The organism is Psychrobacter sp. T6-6, from assembly GCF_052258185.1.
Taxonomy (GTDB): domain Bacteria; phylum Pseudomonadota; class Gammaproteobacteria; order Pseudomonadales; family Moraxellaceae; genus Psychrobacter.
In genome coordinates, this window is record NZ_JBQQEX010000004.1 from 112070 (window position 1) to 127915 (window position 15846).

General features: G+C 43.2%; 15 protein-coding genes. 7 read left to right on the plus strand and 8 right to left on the minus strand.

The features are described 5' to 3' along the window. The first annotated feature begins 58 nt into the window (after positions 1-58). The 3 genes from ACTXGL_RS08305 (at position 59) to ACTXGL_RS08315 (ending at position 2478) form a co-directional block, all read left to right on the plus strand. Positions 59-610 (plus strand): acyl-CoA thioesterase, encoded by a 552-nt coding sequence (locus ACTXGL_RS08305; RefSeq protein ID WP_443526156.1) that lies wholly within the window; start codon positions 59-61, stop codon positions 608-610. A 184-nt stretch (positions 611-794) separates the two neighbouring features. After that, positions 795-1889 carry a cation diffusion facilitator family transporter gene (locus tag ACTXGL_RS08310; protein ID WP_443526158.1) on the plus strand — a complete coding sequence of 365 codons (1095 nt, stop codon included), beginning with the start codon at positions 795-797 and terminating at the stop codon, positions 1887-1889. 31 nt (positions 1890-1920) lie between these two features. Further along, positions 1921-2478, plus strand: coding sequence for a DUF2059 domain-containing protein (locus ACTXGL_RS08315; RefSeq protein WP_443526160.1), 558 nt, complete (start codon positions 1921-1923; stop codon positions 2476-2478). Between the two features lie 144 nt (positions 2479-2622). Here the strand turns inward: ACTXGL_RS08315 and dps are convergent, their stop codons facing one another. Continuing rightward, the gene (gene dps, locus ACTXGL_RS08320; RefSeq protein WP_319050592.1) at positions 2623-3105 is read right to left on the minus strand and encodes a DNA starvation/stationary phase protection protein Dps; all 483 of its coding nucleotides are present in this window, start codon (positions 3103-3105) and stop codon (positions 2623-2625) included. A gap of 514 nt (positions 3106-3619) precedes the next feature. On the opposite strand from dps, the gene uvrB reads away from it, so the two are divergent. From uvrB to ACTXGL_RS08335, 3 genes are all read left to right on the plus strand, one after another. Further along, on the plus strand, positions 3620-5731 hold the full coding sequence (uvrB, locus tag ACTXGL_RS08325; RefSeq protein ID WP_443526162.1) for an excinuclease ABC subunit UvrB: 2112 nt from the start codon (positions 3620-3622) through the stop codon (positions 5729-5731). A gap of 228 nt (positions 5732-5959) precedes the next feature. Continuing rightward, the gene (locus ACTXGL_RS08330) at positions 5960-7012 is read left to right on the plus strand and encodes a pyridoxal phosphate-dependent aminotransferase (protein WP_443526164.1); all 1053 of its coding nucleotides are present in this window, start codon (positions 5960-5962) and stop codon (positions 7010-7012) included. Between the two features lie 288 nt (positions 7013-7300). Next, positions 7301-7678 (plus strand): hypothetical protein, encoded by a 378-nt coding sequence (locus tag ACTXGL_RS08335; protein WP_319050589.1) that lies wholly within the window; start codon positions 7301-7303, stop codon positions 7676-7678. 91 nt (positions 7679-7769) lie between these two features. On the opposite strand, the gene ACTXGL_RS08340 is transcribed toward ACTXGL_RS08335, so the two are convergent. Next, positions 7770-8159 (minus strand): hypothetical protein, encoded by a 390-nt coding sequence (locus tag ACTXGL_RS08340; protein ID WP_443526166.1) that lies wholly within the window; start codon positions 8157-8159, stop codon positions 7770-7772. Between the two features lie 170 nt (positions 8160-8329). Beyond that, positions 8330-8845 (minus strand): hypothetical protein, encoded by a 516-nt coding sequence (locus tag ACTXGL_RS08345; RefSeq protein ID WP_319050587.1) that lies wholly within the window; start codon positions 8843-8845, stop codon positions 8330-8332. Between the two features lie 339 nt (positions 8846-9184). Between ACTXGL_RS08345 and recJ the strand changes: the two genes are divergently transcribed. Next, positions 9185-11053, plus strand: coding sequence for a single-stranded-DNA-specific exonuclease RecJ (recJ, locus tag ACTXGL_RS08350; protein WP_443526168.1), 1869 nt, complete (start codon positions 9185-9187; stop codon positions 11051-11053). Between the two features lie 68 nt (positions 11054-11121). On the opposite strand, the gene ACTXGL_RS08355 is transcribed toward recJ, so the two are convergent. The 5 genes from ACTXGL_RS08355 to dapD form a co-directional block, all read right to left on the minus strand. After that, positions 11122-11787: a trimeric intracellular cation channel family protein gene (locus ACTXGL_RS08355; RefSeq protein WP_319050585.1), complete on the minus strand. Its 666-nt coding sequence runs from the start codon at positions 11785-11787 to the stop codon at positions 11122-11124. A gap of 138 nt (positions 11788-11925) precedes the next feature. Beyond that, the gene (locus ACTXGL_RS08360; protein WP_319050584.1) at positions 11926-12561 is read right to left on the minus strand and encodes a trimeric intracellular cation channel family protein; all 636 of its coding nucleotides are present in this window, start codon (positions 12559-12561) and stop codon (positions 11926-11928) included. A gap of 104 nt (positions 12562-12665) precedes the next feature. Further along, positions 12666-13766, minus strand: coding sequence for a multidrug resistance efflux transporter family protein (locus ACTXGL_RS08365; protein ID WP_443526170.1), 1101 nt, complete (start codon positions 13764-13766; stop codon positions 12666-12668). Between the two features lie 70 nt (positions 13767-13836). Next, the gene (gene queE / locus ACTXGL_RS08370) at positions 13837-14568 is read right to left on the minus strand and encodes a 7-carboxy-7-deazaguanine synthase QueE (protein WP_443526171.1); all 732 of its coding nucleotides are present in this window, start codon (positions 14566-14568) and stop codon (positions 13837-13839) included. A gap of 235 nt (positions 14569-14803) precedes the next feature. After that, complete coding sequence (gene dapD / locus ACTXGL_RS08375) at positions 14804-15625, minus strand: 2,3,4,5-tetrahydropyridine-2,6-dicarboxylate N-succinyltransferase (protein ID WP_319050581.1); 822 nt, start codon at positions 15623-15625, stop codon at positions 14804-14806. Between the last annotated feature and the right edge of the window lie 221 nt (positions 15626-15846).

The following is a 15846-nucleotide window of genomic DNA, read 5'->3' on the forward strand; positions in this document are numbered from 1 at the left end:
GGCTGACCTACTGTATAAATGGTAGGCATAATAAATGTCAAACCCATTAAGGAATATTATGCCACAATACAATACCAGCTCAACTGCCAAAAAAGCCCCACTAAACCACGAGTTGTATATGTCGATATTGATGACGCCTGATATGGCAAATTTCATCGGTAATGTACACGGTGGTGACTTGCTCAAGATGCTTGATCAGGTTGCTTACGCCTGTGCCAGTCGCTATAGCGGGAACTATGTAGTGACACTGTCTGTCGATCAAGTGATGTTCCGTGAGCCTATTTATGTGGGTGAGTTGGTTACTTTTGCAGCGAGTGTCAACTATGTAGGTAACACTTCGATGGAAGTAGGTATTCGCGTTGAGGCAGAAGACGTACGTGCTCGTACAGTGCGCCATACCAACAGTTGTTACTTTACGATGGTAGCTATCGATGATAATGGTAAACCAACCCCTGCGCCGCCACTCGATATAAAAAACGAAATGCAGCAGTGCCGAGCTGACGCAGCAAAAGAGCGCAAACAGCAACGTATGGAAAGCTCACATCGCCCAAGCTGCGACTTTGAGAGCATAAGCCAAAAATTCGATAAGCATGATAATGAGGCTAAATAAAACAAGAAACTAAACAGAACGAATAGCTTTTCAATTCTGAATATTTAGCCATCATTACCCTGTGTAACGACTCACTAAAAAGACACTGATATTGTAGCGCGCTTACTTTAAGCTGATGTGTATTCCAATTTATTCATCTATAGTAAATACGTTCAGTATCAACCTGTTCTTTAGTGAGTCCAGCATGAGCCTAAAACCATCTATCGCTAATCCCCAGCGTCATCTATCATCCTCTCCTAAAGCACAGCCCTCTCGTGCTCGCGGTGCCAGTCATCCAAAAGTATCAGATGATACCAGCCTAAACTCTAATACCAACAACTATTCTGAAATCAATGATGAGCATTCAGGTTCACTCGTTACGGTATTGATTGCGGTTGGTGCCAATCTTATTATCGCAATTGCAAAATCAGTTGCTGCTTTTATGACAGGCTCTGCCTCGATGATTGCAGAAGCCGCTCATTCGTGGGCAGATGCCGGTAACGGCACATTACTCATTGTGGCAGAAAAAAAGTCTATAAAACCTGCAGATAAGAGCCATCCATTAGGCTATGGCAAAGAATCCTATGTTTGGTCGATGATTGCTGCGTTTGGTGTATTTACCGCAGGTTCAATTGTCTCTATCTATACTGGTATCAAAGAGTGGAATGCTACGGAGTCTGAGACCAATTATACGGTCGCTTTTATTGTTCTAGCAGTAGCATTTGTGCTTGAAGGGTTCTCACTGATTCAGGCCTATAGACAAAGTAAGAAACATGGCGAAGCGTTAGATGTTAGCGCGATTGGCTATGTAGTAGATACCTCTAACCCAACGCTGCGCGGAGTGTTTTTTGAAGATTTGGCAGCTGTTGTTGGCTTGGTGATTGCGGCTGCCGCGATGGGTATGCATGCTTATACAGGAGAGCCATATTGGGATGCGCTAGGCTCTATCATTGTAGGTTTGCTACTGGGAGCGGTCGCTATCTTTTTGATCAGTCGTAACCGAGACTTTTTGGTAGGACATCGAGTTGCTGAACGCATGCATGAGTACGTCTTGGGCGAACTACTTAATCATCCAGATATCGATAGTGTGTCATATCTACACCTAGAGTGGGTCGGTCCCAAAAAAATGTTTATGGTTGCGGCTGTAGATATCAAAGGTAACCAAAAAGAAGAGCAGATTGCACAGAAATTCGAAGAGGTTGAGAACCTATTTCGAGCCAATCCTATATTTCAGGAAGCTATTTTGACACTATCGGTGCCAAATGCTGATCTTTTGACTTTATCAGATATTTCATTATAAACTTAATCCACAACAATCAAGTGATAATCATATGAAAGCTTTTTCAAGAAATACCGTATTTTCTATGTCATTGAGTGCCGTAGGACTGATACTCATACCTATGCTATCCACACAAGCCGCTGTGCCAACGGACAGTTCTTTAGTACGATTGGCAGAAGTGACTAAGGTTGTAGAGCGAGCGAACGATATTTCTAATAGCAGTGGTATGGCAGAACAGGTCACGCAGTCAATACTATCTTCGATATCTAGTGATAACATAAGCCAAGAAAAACGCCAACGTTTCGATGAGATTGTTAGTAAGTATAGTAAAGAAATGACAAATAGTAGCCAAATAGGAGATATGAATAAGCAGATTATCAACGTCTATATGCAGACAGCGAAACAACACTTTGACCAAAGAGAAGTTGACGCTCAGATAGCCTTCTATAGTAGTGAAATAGGTCAAAGCATCATCGACAAACAACCTGCTATGCTCAACGATTATATGGAAAAAGTGATGCCTATTGCTATGGAGTCCACTATGAAAAAAGTAAAAAGTACTGTACCGAAAATGGTAGCAGAGATTAAGGCTCTTCAGCTTGAAAAGTAGTTCGAGTCACTATGAGATTAAAAGATTGTACATATAATAAATTAGTCGTTGAAAAATACCAAAAGCACAAAAAAGGCCACCAATATTGGTGGCCTTTCTAAATCTAAAATATCTATCTAAAATCATCAAAAAAAGATGAAATTGTTATTTCTTTGGCGCGTTGGCACCGATGAACCATGCATCTTTGTCAACAATACGACTTGCTTCGGTAAACAAATCAGCAGTATCTTCATCACCTGCATCACCAGCAGTAGCGATTGCTTCTCTCAAGGTCTCTGCTACTTTTTTATAACGACCAGTTAGCTCACGAACATGTTGATCTACTTCAGTAATATCGGTTGGATAATCATCCAAAATAGATTCTTTTGCGACGCGACTAGCTAGACCATTCGGCTGACCACCCAAGATAACAATGCGCTCAGCGATCGTGTCTGACACTTCAAGAATACGATCTGATGTTTCATCTAATAACTGATGCACACCGATAAACCCAGTACCTTGTAGGTTCCAATGGCACTGTTTGCCATCTAGAGTTAAATCAATAACGTTTGCTAGGTTTGCGTTTAGCAAATCAATCATTTTCTTTGCAGTCTCGTCCGAAATTCCACTTGCGTAACGTTCTCTCATATTGTACTCCGTTATTTGTTTAAAATTATTATACTGAATTAAATATCCAATGTATTTTTATTAGTTCTTATTTGATGACAATCGATTGATAGCAAAAGATAGACTTACGACTTAAAACTTGTTATCTGTAAGATTTAGCATTCAACTAACTTTGTTGTTTAATCAAGTGTCATCTACTTGCTTGTTAATTCATGATCGATAATAGCAGCTTAAATCTATGATGGAACCCCTGAGTGTTAGGCTTTGTTAAGTGGTCGTGTAAATGGTTTGTTAACCGTGAAAATCTTTGTAAATTTATCAGAGGCTGTGTGCGTTTTTTATAACGATGCAATATTTATCCGCTACTATTGAGGCTATTCGTCCAGTAAATAGCGCTTTTACATACTCGCGCTTTGCTTAATAAAAATCCTTATCAGCCAATACTTATAAACCTTAGATATGCGGCATTATTGTCCTTTAAAATCCGCTGTTTGAACCCCATATTGTTATAAACGTTAATAAGAAGAAATCAATTATGCGAATGCCTGAACCGCGTTCATCGCGTCAGTTAAACCAGTTGGCCACACAGCTCCAAGGTGAAGCTGAAATCACTGGTGTCAATGCGTCAGGGACGCAAATATCGAGTCGTGCTTTTGAGATGGTTACCGATTTTGAGCCGGCAGGCGATCAGCCGCAAGCGATAAAAAAACTGGTCAATGGTATCAACTCTGATATGGATGAGCAGCTATTGTTAGGTGTAACAGGCTCTGGTAAGACTTATACCATGGCAAAGGTTATCTCTGAGACGCAGCGTCCGACCATTATCATGGCGCACAACAAAACACTGGCCGCTCAGCTATATGGTGAGTTTAAATCGTTTTTCCCTAACAATGCTGTCGAGTACTTTGTTAGTTATTACGACTATTATCAGCCAGAAGCCTATGTTGCTGCCAGTGATACTTTTATCGAAAAAGACAGTGCCATCAATGATCATATTGATCAGATGCGTCTGTCTGCTACGCGTGCACTTTTAGAGCGCCGTGATGCCATTATTGTGGCCTCGGTATCTTGTATCTACGGTTTGGGTGACCCAGAGAGCTATCTAAAAATGTTATTGCATGTTGTGGTGGGCGACAACATAGACCGTACGGCGACTATCAAGCGTTTGGTAGAAATGCAGTACACACGTAACGAGTTAGATTTCGGCCGTGGTACGTATCGACTACGTGGTGAGCTGCTTGACATTTATCCTGCTGAGTCTGAGCAGCTAGCCGTACGTGTGCATTTATTTGACAACGAAGTCGAGAAGATTACGTGGTTTGATCCTTTAACAGGGAAAACAGTACGCAGCGTGCCACGTATTACGATTTATCCAAAATCACATTATGTGACCCCGCGCAATAAATTAGAAGCTGCCAGCCATACTATTCGCGAGGAGCTAGAGCCACGCTTAGAATACTTCCGTGATAACAACAAGCTGATTGAAGCACAGCGTCTAAAGGAACGTACTCAGTACGATCTTGAGATGATTCAGCAGCTAGGCTACTGTAACGGTATTGAAAACTACTCACAGCATCTCTCTGGTCGTCCATCAGGAGAGGCGCCGCCGACGCTGTTTGATTATATTCCAGAGGATGCCTTGTTGTTCCTCGATGAGTCGCACGTGACGGTTTCTCAAATTGGCGCGATGTATAAAGGCGATAGATCACGTAAAGAAAACTTGGTCAATTATGGTTTCCGTTTGCCAAGTGCAATGAACAACCGCCCGATGAAGTTTGAAGAGTGGGAGCGTATCAAGCCCAAAACCATTTATGTCAGTGCGACGCCGGCTTTGTATGAGCTTGAGCATAGCGAACAGGTAGTAGAGCAGGTCGTCCGTCCAACTGGTTTGATCGATCCTGAGATTGAGATACGTCCTGTCTTGACGCAGGTTGATGATGTGCTGTCTGAAATTACCAAACGCCGTGAAAAAGACGAGCGTGTATTGATCACCACATTGACCAAGCGCATGTCAGAGGATTTGACGAGTTATCTTAAAGAGTACGATGTAAAAGTCGCGTATCTACATTCGGATATTGATACTGTCGAGCGTATGCAGATCATTCATGAGCTGCGCACTGGGGTGCATGATGTGTTGGTCGGTATCAACCTGTTACGTGAAGGTTTGGACATGCCTGAGGTATCGCTAGTTGCGATATTTGACGCCGATAAAGAAGGTTTTTTGCGCTCTGAGCGTTCACTTATTCAGACGATTGGTCGTGCTGCACGTCACTTGAATGGTAAGGCTATCCTCTATGCTGATCGCATTACGCCAAGTATGCAAAAAGCCATAGATGAAACTGATCGTCGTCGTGACAAGCAGATAGCCTTTAACCTTGAGCACAATATTACGCCAAAAGGTGCGCGCCGTAGTATCACGGATAAGATTGATACGGGTGAAAGCGTGGATGCCAATGATAATCAAGCTATCCCAGTTAAGAGTAACCTACCTGATGTCGACATCAATATCTTACGTAGTCCTGATCTGCTGGCTAAAGAGATCAAACGCTTAGAGAAGCAAATGCAGCAAATGTCGCGTGATTTGAAGTTTGAAGAAGCAGCAAAAACACGTGACAAAGTGCTTGAACTAAAAGCACATCTAATCTGATCGCTTGGTTTGATAAACGAAAAAGGTGACGTGCTTATTGAGTACTTCACCTTTTTTATGGCTTATTCAATAGTAGAGTGCTTGTAATACTTTTTAGTGCCACTTATCATACGCGCATCACCCTTACTATCCACATCGCATTCCAAAACTTGTACCAGGCTTTATATATGAGCTTGTCATCCAAGACTGAATTTTTGGAATGGTCATAAACTAGGCGTATTATTTACTGTGCTTACCAACCATTTGATAGAACTTAACTCCAATGAAAACTCACTGGGTATGTCAGCGGCTGCCAAAAAAGCTGTTATCAACTCTTTAGACATCGGTTTTCGTTATCCTGATGATCAGCGTGCAGCACTGATTGCCAAAATCGCTGAAATAAACGGCGTAGCAGAGAACCAGATCTCACTAGGTAGTGGCTCTAGTGAAAACATCCGTACCGTTGTCCAAATGCTAAAAAATGAATCTCTGATAGAAGGCAAAAGTTTTCAAGTCATCGTGCCGCATCCAACCTTTGCCTATGCTGAGCTATATGCGACATCCATTGATGTACCTGTGGTAAAAGTGCCTTTAACGCCCAAAAACTATGCCTTTGACTGGCAACGTATGCAAGCAGTGGCTGATGACTTTGATGGTATCAGTTTGCTTTATCTGTGCAATCCTAACAATCCAACTGCAACGATTACTGATACTACAGCATTAAAAAATTGGGTACAGTCTGCACCAGCCAATCACTATTTTTTATTAGATGAAGCCTACTCAGAGTACGTGACAGACTCTAGCTTTGAGAGTGGTATTGAATGGCTCAGCCAGCAGCAATCGGATAACCTTGTCGTTGTGCGTACTTTTTCAAAACTGTGTGCGCTCGCTGGCATGCGTGTCGGCTATGCCGTAGCTAACCCGCAAATGATAGCCAAACTAGAGGCTTTCATCTCGATTGATAATACCAACTTATCAGGTGCTGTAGCTGCGCTAGCGACTCTCGATGATAAAGATTTTCTGGCATTGAGCTTGCACACAGCCAATCAATCGCGTCAGATGGTTGAGCAGACGTTAGATGAGCTGGGTTTGCGCTACCTGCCATCGCAAGCCAGCTTTATATTTCATGAAATAAATGGAGACGTACAAACATACATTGATAGAATGCGAGATCATGGTATCGCAGTCGGTCGGGAGTTTGCGCCAATCACTGGATTTAATCGGCTAACGCTTGGCAGACCTGATGAGATGGCAGTATTTGTAAAAGTGCTCAAATCATTTCGTGATAAAGGCTGGGTCTAACCAAGCCCGTTGCTGTAGTTTGATAATACAGTAGGGAAGGTGCTATTGAGCAATTTCATTTTCTACTTTATATACCTTTATTTATGTTCCGACACTAAAATTGACCGCGGGTTTTTACCAACATCAAACGCAGTTTTACATATTGTACCTTAAATAACTTTTTTCTATCTTATAGGATGGTTCAGTAAGGCGTGACCCGATAAGCACATATATAAATGTCGTATAAATAATATACAAATGGGCATGCTCACGTATCTAATAATTATAAAGTTAGGGATGTACTGTACTATGTTTGATATCAAGTCGTTTTTTAAAAGAGAAGTAGAAAAAAAGCTCATCAATGTGGATGATTATATTTTTATGCCTGAGCGGGTAGAGATGGAACTCGAAGGGGGTCGATTGAACTGTGTGCTAAATAGTGACGGCCGCGTAGATATTTTTTATAGTAAAGAAGGGGTAACAGAAGTAGGTTCGGCATCGCGTAAGCACCCATTTACAGCATTTGAAAAAGAGCTGTATCATGGTATCTATGATGACGTAATCGATGATTTAATCAAGGAAGTAGATAAAATTATTGATAGCTCTTCTAAGTACTTTCGTCGTAGCCAAGTGCTTCCTTTTACCGCTGCTATATCGCAAAATCCAGTGGACGAAAACAAGTTCTAGGCTGCGTAGTATAGAGCTGAGTAGCAAAAAAAGAGGTGCATTACTTATAATGCACCCCTTTTTTTTCGCTATTTTTTCATGCTTATATATTCTATTGAACAAAACTTGCATAGCAGCTCTGTAGTGATTTTGCGACTACTTGCGCTACCAACTGAGTACGATACTGAGAATCAATAGCGGCATTGCCCAACTCAACAATGGTGACTTGCTGCGGTGCTTGCTCACTGACACAACCACAAACGTTGGTTTTAACCGATTCTTGCTGTGCTTCTGTCATGGCGACGCTGGCAACACGCCAAGCGGTTTGTTTTTCAATTTGGCTACGGCATTGGTTGTCGATCGCAGCTCTAAAGACATTCATGCCAATCTCGTTTGCGGTGCCGATTGCTGTACCTGTACCGTTATTTGTAGCACCTGTCGTGGTACATCCAGCTAGCGCAAAAGTGGCTAGCATGACTGTTGAAGCCAAAAGTTTTTTCATGAAGTAATCCTTTAAGGTGTTGGGTAGTCTCTAAAGCTGTATATTATCAGTAAAACATCGCAATGACATCATGAACCAATGGCTGGGGTCAGCTTTCAACTAGATAATGCATAAAAAAGGCCAGCTAAGAGAATATCTCTCAGCTGGCCTTTTGAAAAATATGACTGATATTAGACGTTTTTGCCGTGTTCTTTTTGCTGAATATCTTTTGCTAGCTTGTAGCATTCATTGATATGGTCAGTAGCGATCTTCTTAAAGATGGTATAGCCCATGGTAGCAGCAACCAATTGACCGCCCAATGGGATAAACTTAGTAACCTGTTTTGCAGCGATGCGACCACCGAAGCCTTGAATTGTCTTTTTGACGATACCACGCGTTGCCATCAGACCAGCAAAGTCTACCGTACGGTCTTTAACAGCGCTCCAATGAACTTCACGTGACTCTAAATTGATGGCTGACTGGCGATCTTCAATCAAACCAAAGCGCTCACTGATTTCAGGAATCAATTGCGTCAACATACCAGCATCAACCGCCACATCAAAAAAAGGTACAGGAATAACAGCAACACCTGCAGATACTCTGGCGCGTTTTTTTACCATGCCTAGGCATTCTTTTTTGACTTGATCAAGATCCAAGCTAGGATCGATTGTATTCGGTAGTTTTTCAGCAGCTGGGGTGGTTTTCATAAAGCGTCCTTATAAATGGTTAAAATATTGATAATTAAAATTTCAATAAATAGCAAGTCTCTCAGTTATTTACTATTCTATGTATTTATCAGCGGCATACAATCATTGCTTTGTAGCAAAATGCAGAAAAGTACTGTCACTATGCACCCTTTTTGTAAATACAGGACTATCTGTGCCTATACATGTCAGCTTTTACATGATGATGAAAGTACAAATCAATCACCTATCTAAAGTGTTTGCGAAGCTAGTATTTTGATAAGCACATGCAACCATGAATAGTATACAGAGGCATTATAAATTGTCGTTGTGAGCACGCTCTAAAGCCAGTAGAATACGTTCATGCTAAATTTAACCCCCCGTTATACTGGTACTCGCATTGACGAGCTACCCACTGCGTTGCAACCACTTGCCGCCCAATCTTTCACACTTGCCCGACTGTATGCAGGGCGAGGTATCATGGAGCCTGATGAGCTTGAGACCGCTTTGTCTGGTCTGTTGCCAGCTGATATGCTGCACGGTGTTACTGAAGCTGTCCATCTATTGGATACTGCTATCGATGAGCGTAAGCGAATCCTCATTGTTGGGGATTTTGACTGCGATGGCGCAACCAGTACCGCACTGATGATGCGTGCGCTGACTGCGATGGATGCGGTTGTTGACTTTTTGGTGCCAGATCGATTTAAGTATGGTTATGGACTCACACCAGAGATTGTTGAGCTAGGGATTGAGACTTATCGTCCAGATGTGATAGTGACAGTCGATAACGGTATTTCTAGCCATGAAGGCGTGGCGCGCGCCCAAGCTGATGGTATTACGGTGATTATCACTGACCATCATCTCACGACTAAAGAGACACCACCTGCTGAGGCCGTCGTAAACCCTAATCAACTTGCTTGCGACTTTACTAGTAAAGCACTGGTAGGGGTTGGCGTGGCATTTTATGTCCTTGGACGACTGGCAAAACTGCGCCGCCAAGCGGGTAAGTCTACGGTACAGGTCAGTCAGTATCTGGACTTGGTTGCGCTTGGAACCATCGCAGATGTTGGCGTACTCGATAAGAATAACCGTATCTTGGTACATCATGGATTGTCTGCTATTCGTCAAGGTCGCTGCTGTATGGGTATATTGGCATTACTTGAGCAAGCAGGCCGTGATCCTAAGCAGCTTCATGCACAGGATTTTGGTTTTGTGTTAGGACCACGTATTAATGCTGCTGGACGTATGGATAACATGCGCATTGGAATTGAGTGCTTATTAACTGAAGATTGGAGTACTGCGCAGCGTTTAGCGCAAGAGCTTGAACAGCTGAATCGTACACGTCGTCATGTAGAAGGCGAGATGCGGGCACAAGCAGATAGTATTGTGCAGGCATTAACCACTGACAATATTAATGATAGCGATGTTAGTACTGAGACTGATGTTAATACTGATGAGCATATAGGCGATAACAAGAGTGACAATCACGATGATGTAATCACTTTAGAGGCTACCCCTGGTCTGGCAAGCAAGACAGGCGCTCGTAGTATCGTTCTGTATCAAGATGACTGGCATCAAGGGGTTATTGGTATTGTTGCTGGTCGGTTAAAAGAAAGCCACTATCTACCCAGTATCGTTTTTGCGCCAGCAGACACTGAGCATACGGATGAAGACAGTGCCATCAAAGGTTCAGCACGGTCTATCCCAGGTGTCCATATTCGTGATGCGATTGAACAAGTCGCCGAGCGATATCCGGATTTGATCAGCCATTTTGGTGGTCATGCGATGGCAGCAGGCTTGACCCTCAAACGCCGTAACTTTGAAGCATTTGTCGCAGCGTTCGATGAAGTGATGGCTCAGATGAACGACGACGTGTTTGCAGAGCAAAAATTCACTGATGGGTCTTTGCAGGCGAGTGACTTTAGTCTATGGTTTGCTGAACATCTCGCAGATGCCAGTATTTGGGGTCATGGATTTGCACCGCCGCTGTTTGATGGCGTCTTTGATGTGCTCAGCTTTAAAATATTAAAAGACAAGCATCTGAAGCTATCGCTGCGCTATCCAGACGTTCAGTATCCAATTGATGCGATTTGCTTTAATTTTGACAGTGATGCTTGGGATTACCGTGCCAAAAAAGTACATTTGCTGTTTCAGTTAGATATTAATGAATGGAATGGCAAGCAAAGCCTACAGCTGATGATAAAAGATCTAGCGGTAGTAGAACAGGGCTAAGGCTAAAATAGTGTGAGTGCCATCAAGCTTGAGTGTACTCATACCAGTTGCCATCTTTTGATTTTGGATTAGTATTTCCATTCGAGTGTCGGAAACTGCCAGTCATAGCGGATAGCCAGCATACGTAAAGTAAATATCGTACTCATGGTAGAGATATCAACGATCCAGTCTGTCACGCCTAGGTTTCTGAGCGCAAAGTAGAGAATACCACCAGTTAATGCGGCAGTAATATAAATCTCTTGCTGTAGTACCAGTGGAATCTCGTTGCAGATCATATCGCGGATAATGCCGCCAACAATAATGGTAATCACACCCAATAATAGTGCTACCGGTACATTGGCGCCCATGCTATCAGCGACCTTGATACCTATCAATGTGAATGCAGATAAACCGATGGTATCGGATAGCTTGAGGAACTTGTCGACGCGCCTTGAGTTCGGGTGAAAAAAGATCTGCATTACCAGTGACGAGATAGTAATGAGCGTCAGATAGCTCATATCTACCATCCAAAATAGCGGATGACGGTCCAAAATTACATCACGTACCGTGCCGCCGCCAATAGCGGTGACAATTGATACCAGCAAGCAACCAAAGACGTCAAAGTTTTTGTGCTTCGCCAGAATCGTTCCTGAAACACTACAGGCGACAATGCCGATCATATCAAAAAAATATATCAAAGAGCGCGGATCAAAAGTAGTGATTAGGACGGCAGGATCCAGTGCGATAGCCAACATAAGTCATTCTCACTATTTTCAATGATCGTCATTGGAGCTGTCTTAGTCAATAAACTACCATAAGCCTACCATCGCAAATGCAGTAGCTAGCAACTAAGTTATTAGCAACTAAGCAGCTAATAACTTAGTTGCTAATAACTAAGCAACCAAACGAATAGAGGGCAGATGCCAGTCATATCTAAGTGCTAGCATACGCACGGCAAAAATCACAAAGAGCATAATAAACTCATTAATACTAGCACTTACGCCCAAGTACTGTAGACATAAATAAGTCACAGATCCTGCGATACTGGCAGTGATATAAATTTCACGTTGTAGTACGAGGGGTATCTCATTACAGATAATATCACGTAGCATTCCGCCAATGATGGCCGTCCAAACGCCCATCATTATCGCGATAATCGGGGACATGTCTTGTGTCAATGCAACCTTAAAGCCAATAACACTAAATGCCGCTAGACCAATGGCATCAAAAAGCTTAAGTGCATTATCAATCTTGTGGTAGAGATGGAAAAATATCTGCAGGATAAGAGACGTTACAGTAATCACGATCACATAATTGAGATCAGTCATCCAAAATAGGGGATGACGGTCTAGTGCCATGTCACGTAGGGTTCCACCGCCGATGGCATTGACCATAGAAACCAATATGCAACCAGCAATATCAAAGCCTTTGTGCTGCGCGAGTAGCGTTCCTGCAATCGCACAAGCGATGATACCTACCATATCTAATAAATATAATAGAATATCGGGAAAAATTAAATCATTAACCATGGTTATATTGCCAAATCTTGATCATCAAAAATAATTGAATGTGTTGTTAGAGCGGGTATGGCGATGATGACCTAAACGAAGCTGGTTTGCTGTTAGATCATCATTTAGCCATCTTTTGCAAACAGTATTAGACCTATAATAATCAACACAATACCGACCAACCCTAGGATTGATGGGAGTGGGTTGCCCAGCAGGATCATACCACCGATCAAAGCAAAGATGATTTCACTTGCTTGAGTCGAGTCGACGCCCGCTACCTCGCTTGAGCTCACCGCTTGCTCACGTGCATATAAGAACAGGCTGGTCGCAGCCACGCCTGATAGTAAAGCAACCAGTAGCGTATTGAATACCTGCGCGCCGCCTGGCAACTCAGGGCGGACTATAATGCCTAACACAAACCAAAATGGCAAACTCCCTACGGTCATTAACCACACTTTGTTAAAGGCATTCTGCAGTAAGTACGTGTCGATAACAGGGATACGTCCGATCAGAGTCTGAAGGGTGGAGCTACCGGTAGTGTCATGCGGAGTGCTATGGGTATCAGCGGTATCATGAGCACTGGCTAGTAATGCGGTCTCAGCACGCATTGGCTGCGCCTGTTGCTGGCTGTCTTGTTCTTTGATTTTATGCTGCTTGGCATTATAAGAAGCCTGCCAGACCAATTGATTGCCAATAGGATAGCTAAATGCAGCGATTAGCGCCGGTAGTGCACCATATAGCAGCATTTGGGTCAGTGGAATAGCATTGGTATCAGCAGGTGCGTGTAGACCTTCACTAATATTGACCAGCACCACACCAACGAAGACAATTAGCGCATAGACGATGAATTTTTTGTCAAAGCGCTGCCCAAATGCCAATAAGACGAGCAAGCTGGTGACGACCGTAAACATAAAGGTTGCCGCGACAACCCAGCCACTGGCATGATCACCTGCATAGCAAATACCGGTATAAAACAATCCAAAACCAATACTGCCAGTGATGCACCAAAAACCTATATGCTGACGAAAAATCGTCCAAAGCTCCCCAATGCGTCCCACACCGTGCTGAACAGCAATCATCACCGTCAGTAGCAGTAGCATAAATACGTAGCGCAAGCTCGCTGACCAAAACCAATGTCCACCAGCCGCACTCATCAGCTCATTTAACACAAACGTTGAGCTAAAAAACGCACCTGACAGTAGCCCCAGTAAGATCAGTCTTATCATATTTCCTCCTTGAAAATGCTTGCGGTTTGTATATCTATACTAGATAGACGATATGTCATCTGTTGTTATGCTATTTGCCTTTGGCATCCGCCCAGATAATCTTATGTAACTGCAACTGAAAGCGCACAGGCAGGGCATCTGCCAACATCCACTCAGCAAGCTCCCGTGCCAATACAGGTACTTCAGGGCTAAGCTGCTCATCAATATCATCTGCAACGTTGAACATTGGCGAAAACCAAACGGTTCCGACCAGCTCATCTAGCTTATGCTCTATTAATTTTTCTTTGGCCCAGTCGTAATCCTCGCGATTCATGATGACAAATTTGATTTGGTCATGTTCGGTGAGGTAGTCGAGGTTTGACCATAGGTTTTTGTCAACTTCGCCTGAGCTAGGCGTTTTGAGATCCATGACTTTACTAACTGCTGGCGGCACATTCTCTACGGTGAGGGCACCTGCTGTCTCAAGAGATATCTCGTAACTATCGCTCAGCAAGCGTTTCATCAGCTCGATAGCATTCGGCTGCGCTAATGGTTCACCGCCTGTCAGGCAGATGCGCTTACATGGATAGCTTTTGATGGTCTCTATAATGGTCTCTAAAGACTGACGTTCGCCACCAGTAAAAGCATATTCAGTATCACAATAAACGCAGCGCAGCGGACAGCCTGTGAGACGGACAAATATCGTCGGTAAGCCTGATGTTATCGCTTCACCTTGTAAAGAATAAAAAATCTCGGTCAGACGCAGTCCTGCTTCAGGATCAGTAACAGGGATAGCGGCGCTGCGTAATAGTGATTCACTCATAATATGTCAAATACAGTTAAAGGCTGACAAAGCGATTAAGCCGTTGTCAATCGTAGTAAAAAAGGCAGGTTTTGTTATAGATGATTTTGTTTGGACAAAGCCAAAAAATGGATTATAACGCAACAGTATCTATTAAGGTGCAAAAAAGACGCTGAAGTTTGCTTCAGCGTCTTTGATAAAGAAGATTTATTACTGTCTGTACCGTTCGGGTACGAGACTATAAGTATGAAAAATACTAGGCTAAACGTAATAGCTCATTTACTGATGTTTTTGCACGAGTTTGTGCATCGACTTTTTTTACGATGATTGCAGCGTACAAGCTGTGCGTGCCGTCTTCTGAAGGCAAGCTACCCGGTACGACAACAGAACCTGCTGGTACACGGCCACGATGAATCTCACCAGTTTCGCGATCATAGATGCGTGTAGATTGACCGATGTAGACACCCATAGAGATAACAGCGCCTTCTTCGACGATCACGCCTTCAACGATCTCAGAGCGTGCACCGATGAAGCAGTTGTCTTCGATGATAGTAGGGTTGGCTTGTAATGGCTCTAATACGCCGCCGATACCAACGCCACCTGATAGATGGACGTTTTTACCGATTTGGGCACATGAACCAACGGTTGCCCAGGTATCAACCATAGCGCCTTGATCAACATAGGCACCAATGTTGACGTATGATGGCATCAATACTGCACCTGCTGCGATATATGAGCCTTTACGGGCAACTGCTGGCGGTACCACACGTACGCCTGCTTCTTTGAACTGTGCTTCAGTCCAGTCAGCAAACTTAGTTGGTACTTTGTCATAAAACTGCACATGCTCGCCTGCTGCCTGGACATAGTTGTCGTTCATGCGGAATGATAGTAGTACGGCTTTTTTTGCCCATTGGTTGACGACCCATTCGCCATCTTTCTTTTCTGCGACGCGTAGGCTACCGTTATCTAACTGCTCAAGCACTTGACTGATAGCATCACGTACGTCTTGTGGCATAGTGCTTGGGCTATACTCATTGCGATTTTCAAAAGCCTGTTCGATAGTTTGTTGTAACGACATAAAAATTCCTAAGATAAGTGAAAGGGGAGGTAACTCAGTATTATAGTGATATAACAGGTTTGACCCGATCTCAAATAGGCCATACCTCACAATATAATTGATTTTGAGGTGTGGCTTATTTATAGGATTCACTGGGTCAAAAACTTACTTGCCGTATTGTCGCTAATTTGGCAGCGTTTAGCAAATAAGTTCAGTGTCTCGTGATGAAAGTACGGACGATA

What these genes read in the sequence shown, in the direction of transcription:
- ACTXGL_RS08305 (WP_443526156.1), top strand. Translation starts at nt 59, where the DNA reads ATGCCACAATACAATACCAGCTCAACTGCCAAAAAAGCCCCACTAAAC.
- ACTXGL_RS08310 (WP_443526158.1), top strand. Translation starts at nt 795, where the DNA reads ATGAGCCTAAAACCATCTATCGCTAATCCCCAGCGTCATCTATCATCC.
- ACTXGL_RS08315 (WP_443526160.1), top strand. Translation starts at nt 1,921, where the DNA reads ATGAAAGCTTTTTCAAGAAATACCGTATTTTCTATGTCATTGAGTGCC.
- dps (WP_319050592.1), bottom strand. Translation starts at nt 3,105, where the DNA reads ATGAGAGAACGTTACGCAAGTGGAATTTCGGACGAGACTGCAAAGAAA.
- uvrB (WP_443526162.1), top strand. Translation starts at nt 3,620, where the DNA reads ATGCGAATGCCTGAACCGCGTTCATCGCGTCAGTTAAACCAGTTGGCC.
- ACTXGL_RS08335 (WP_319050589.1), top strand. Translation starts at nt 7,301, where the DNA reads ATGTTTGATATCAAGTCGTTTTTTAAAAGAGAAGTAGAAAAAAAGCTC.
- ACTXGL_RS08340 (WP_443526166.1), bottom strand. Translation starts at nt 8,159, where the DNA reads ATGAAAAAACTTTTGGCTTCAACAGTCATGCTAGCCACTTTTGCGCTA.
- ACTXGL_RS08345 (WP_319050587.1), bottom strand. Translation starts at nt 8,845, where the DNA reads ATGAAAACCACCCCAGCTGCTGAAAAACTACCGAATACAATCGATCCT.
- recJ (WP_443526168.1), top strand. Translation starts at nt 9,185, where the DNA reads ATGCTAAATTTAACCCCCCGTTATACTGGTACTCGCATTGACGAGCTA.
- ACTXGL_RS08355 (WP_319050585.1), bottom strand. Translation starts at nt 11,787, where the DNA reads ATGTTGGCTATCGCACTGGATCCTGCCGTCCTAATCACTACTTTTGAT.
- ACTXGL_RS08360 (WP_319050584.1), bottom strand. Translation starts at nt 12,561, where the DNA reads ATGGTTAATGATTTAATTTTTCCCGATATTCTATTATATTTATTAGAT.
- ACTXGL_RS08365 (WP_443526170.1), bottom strand. Translation starts at nt 13,766, where the DNA reads ATGATAAGACTGATCTTACTGGGGCTACTGTCAGGTGCGTTTTTTAGC.
- queE (WP_443526171.1), bottom strand. Translation starts at nt 14,568, where the DNA reads ATGAGTGAATCACTATTACGCAGCGCCGCTATCCCTGTTACTGATCCT.
- dapD (WP_319050581.1), bottom strand. Translation starts at nt 15,625, where the DNA reads ATGTCGTTACAACAAACTATCGAACAGGCTTTTGAAAATCGCAATGAG.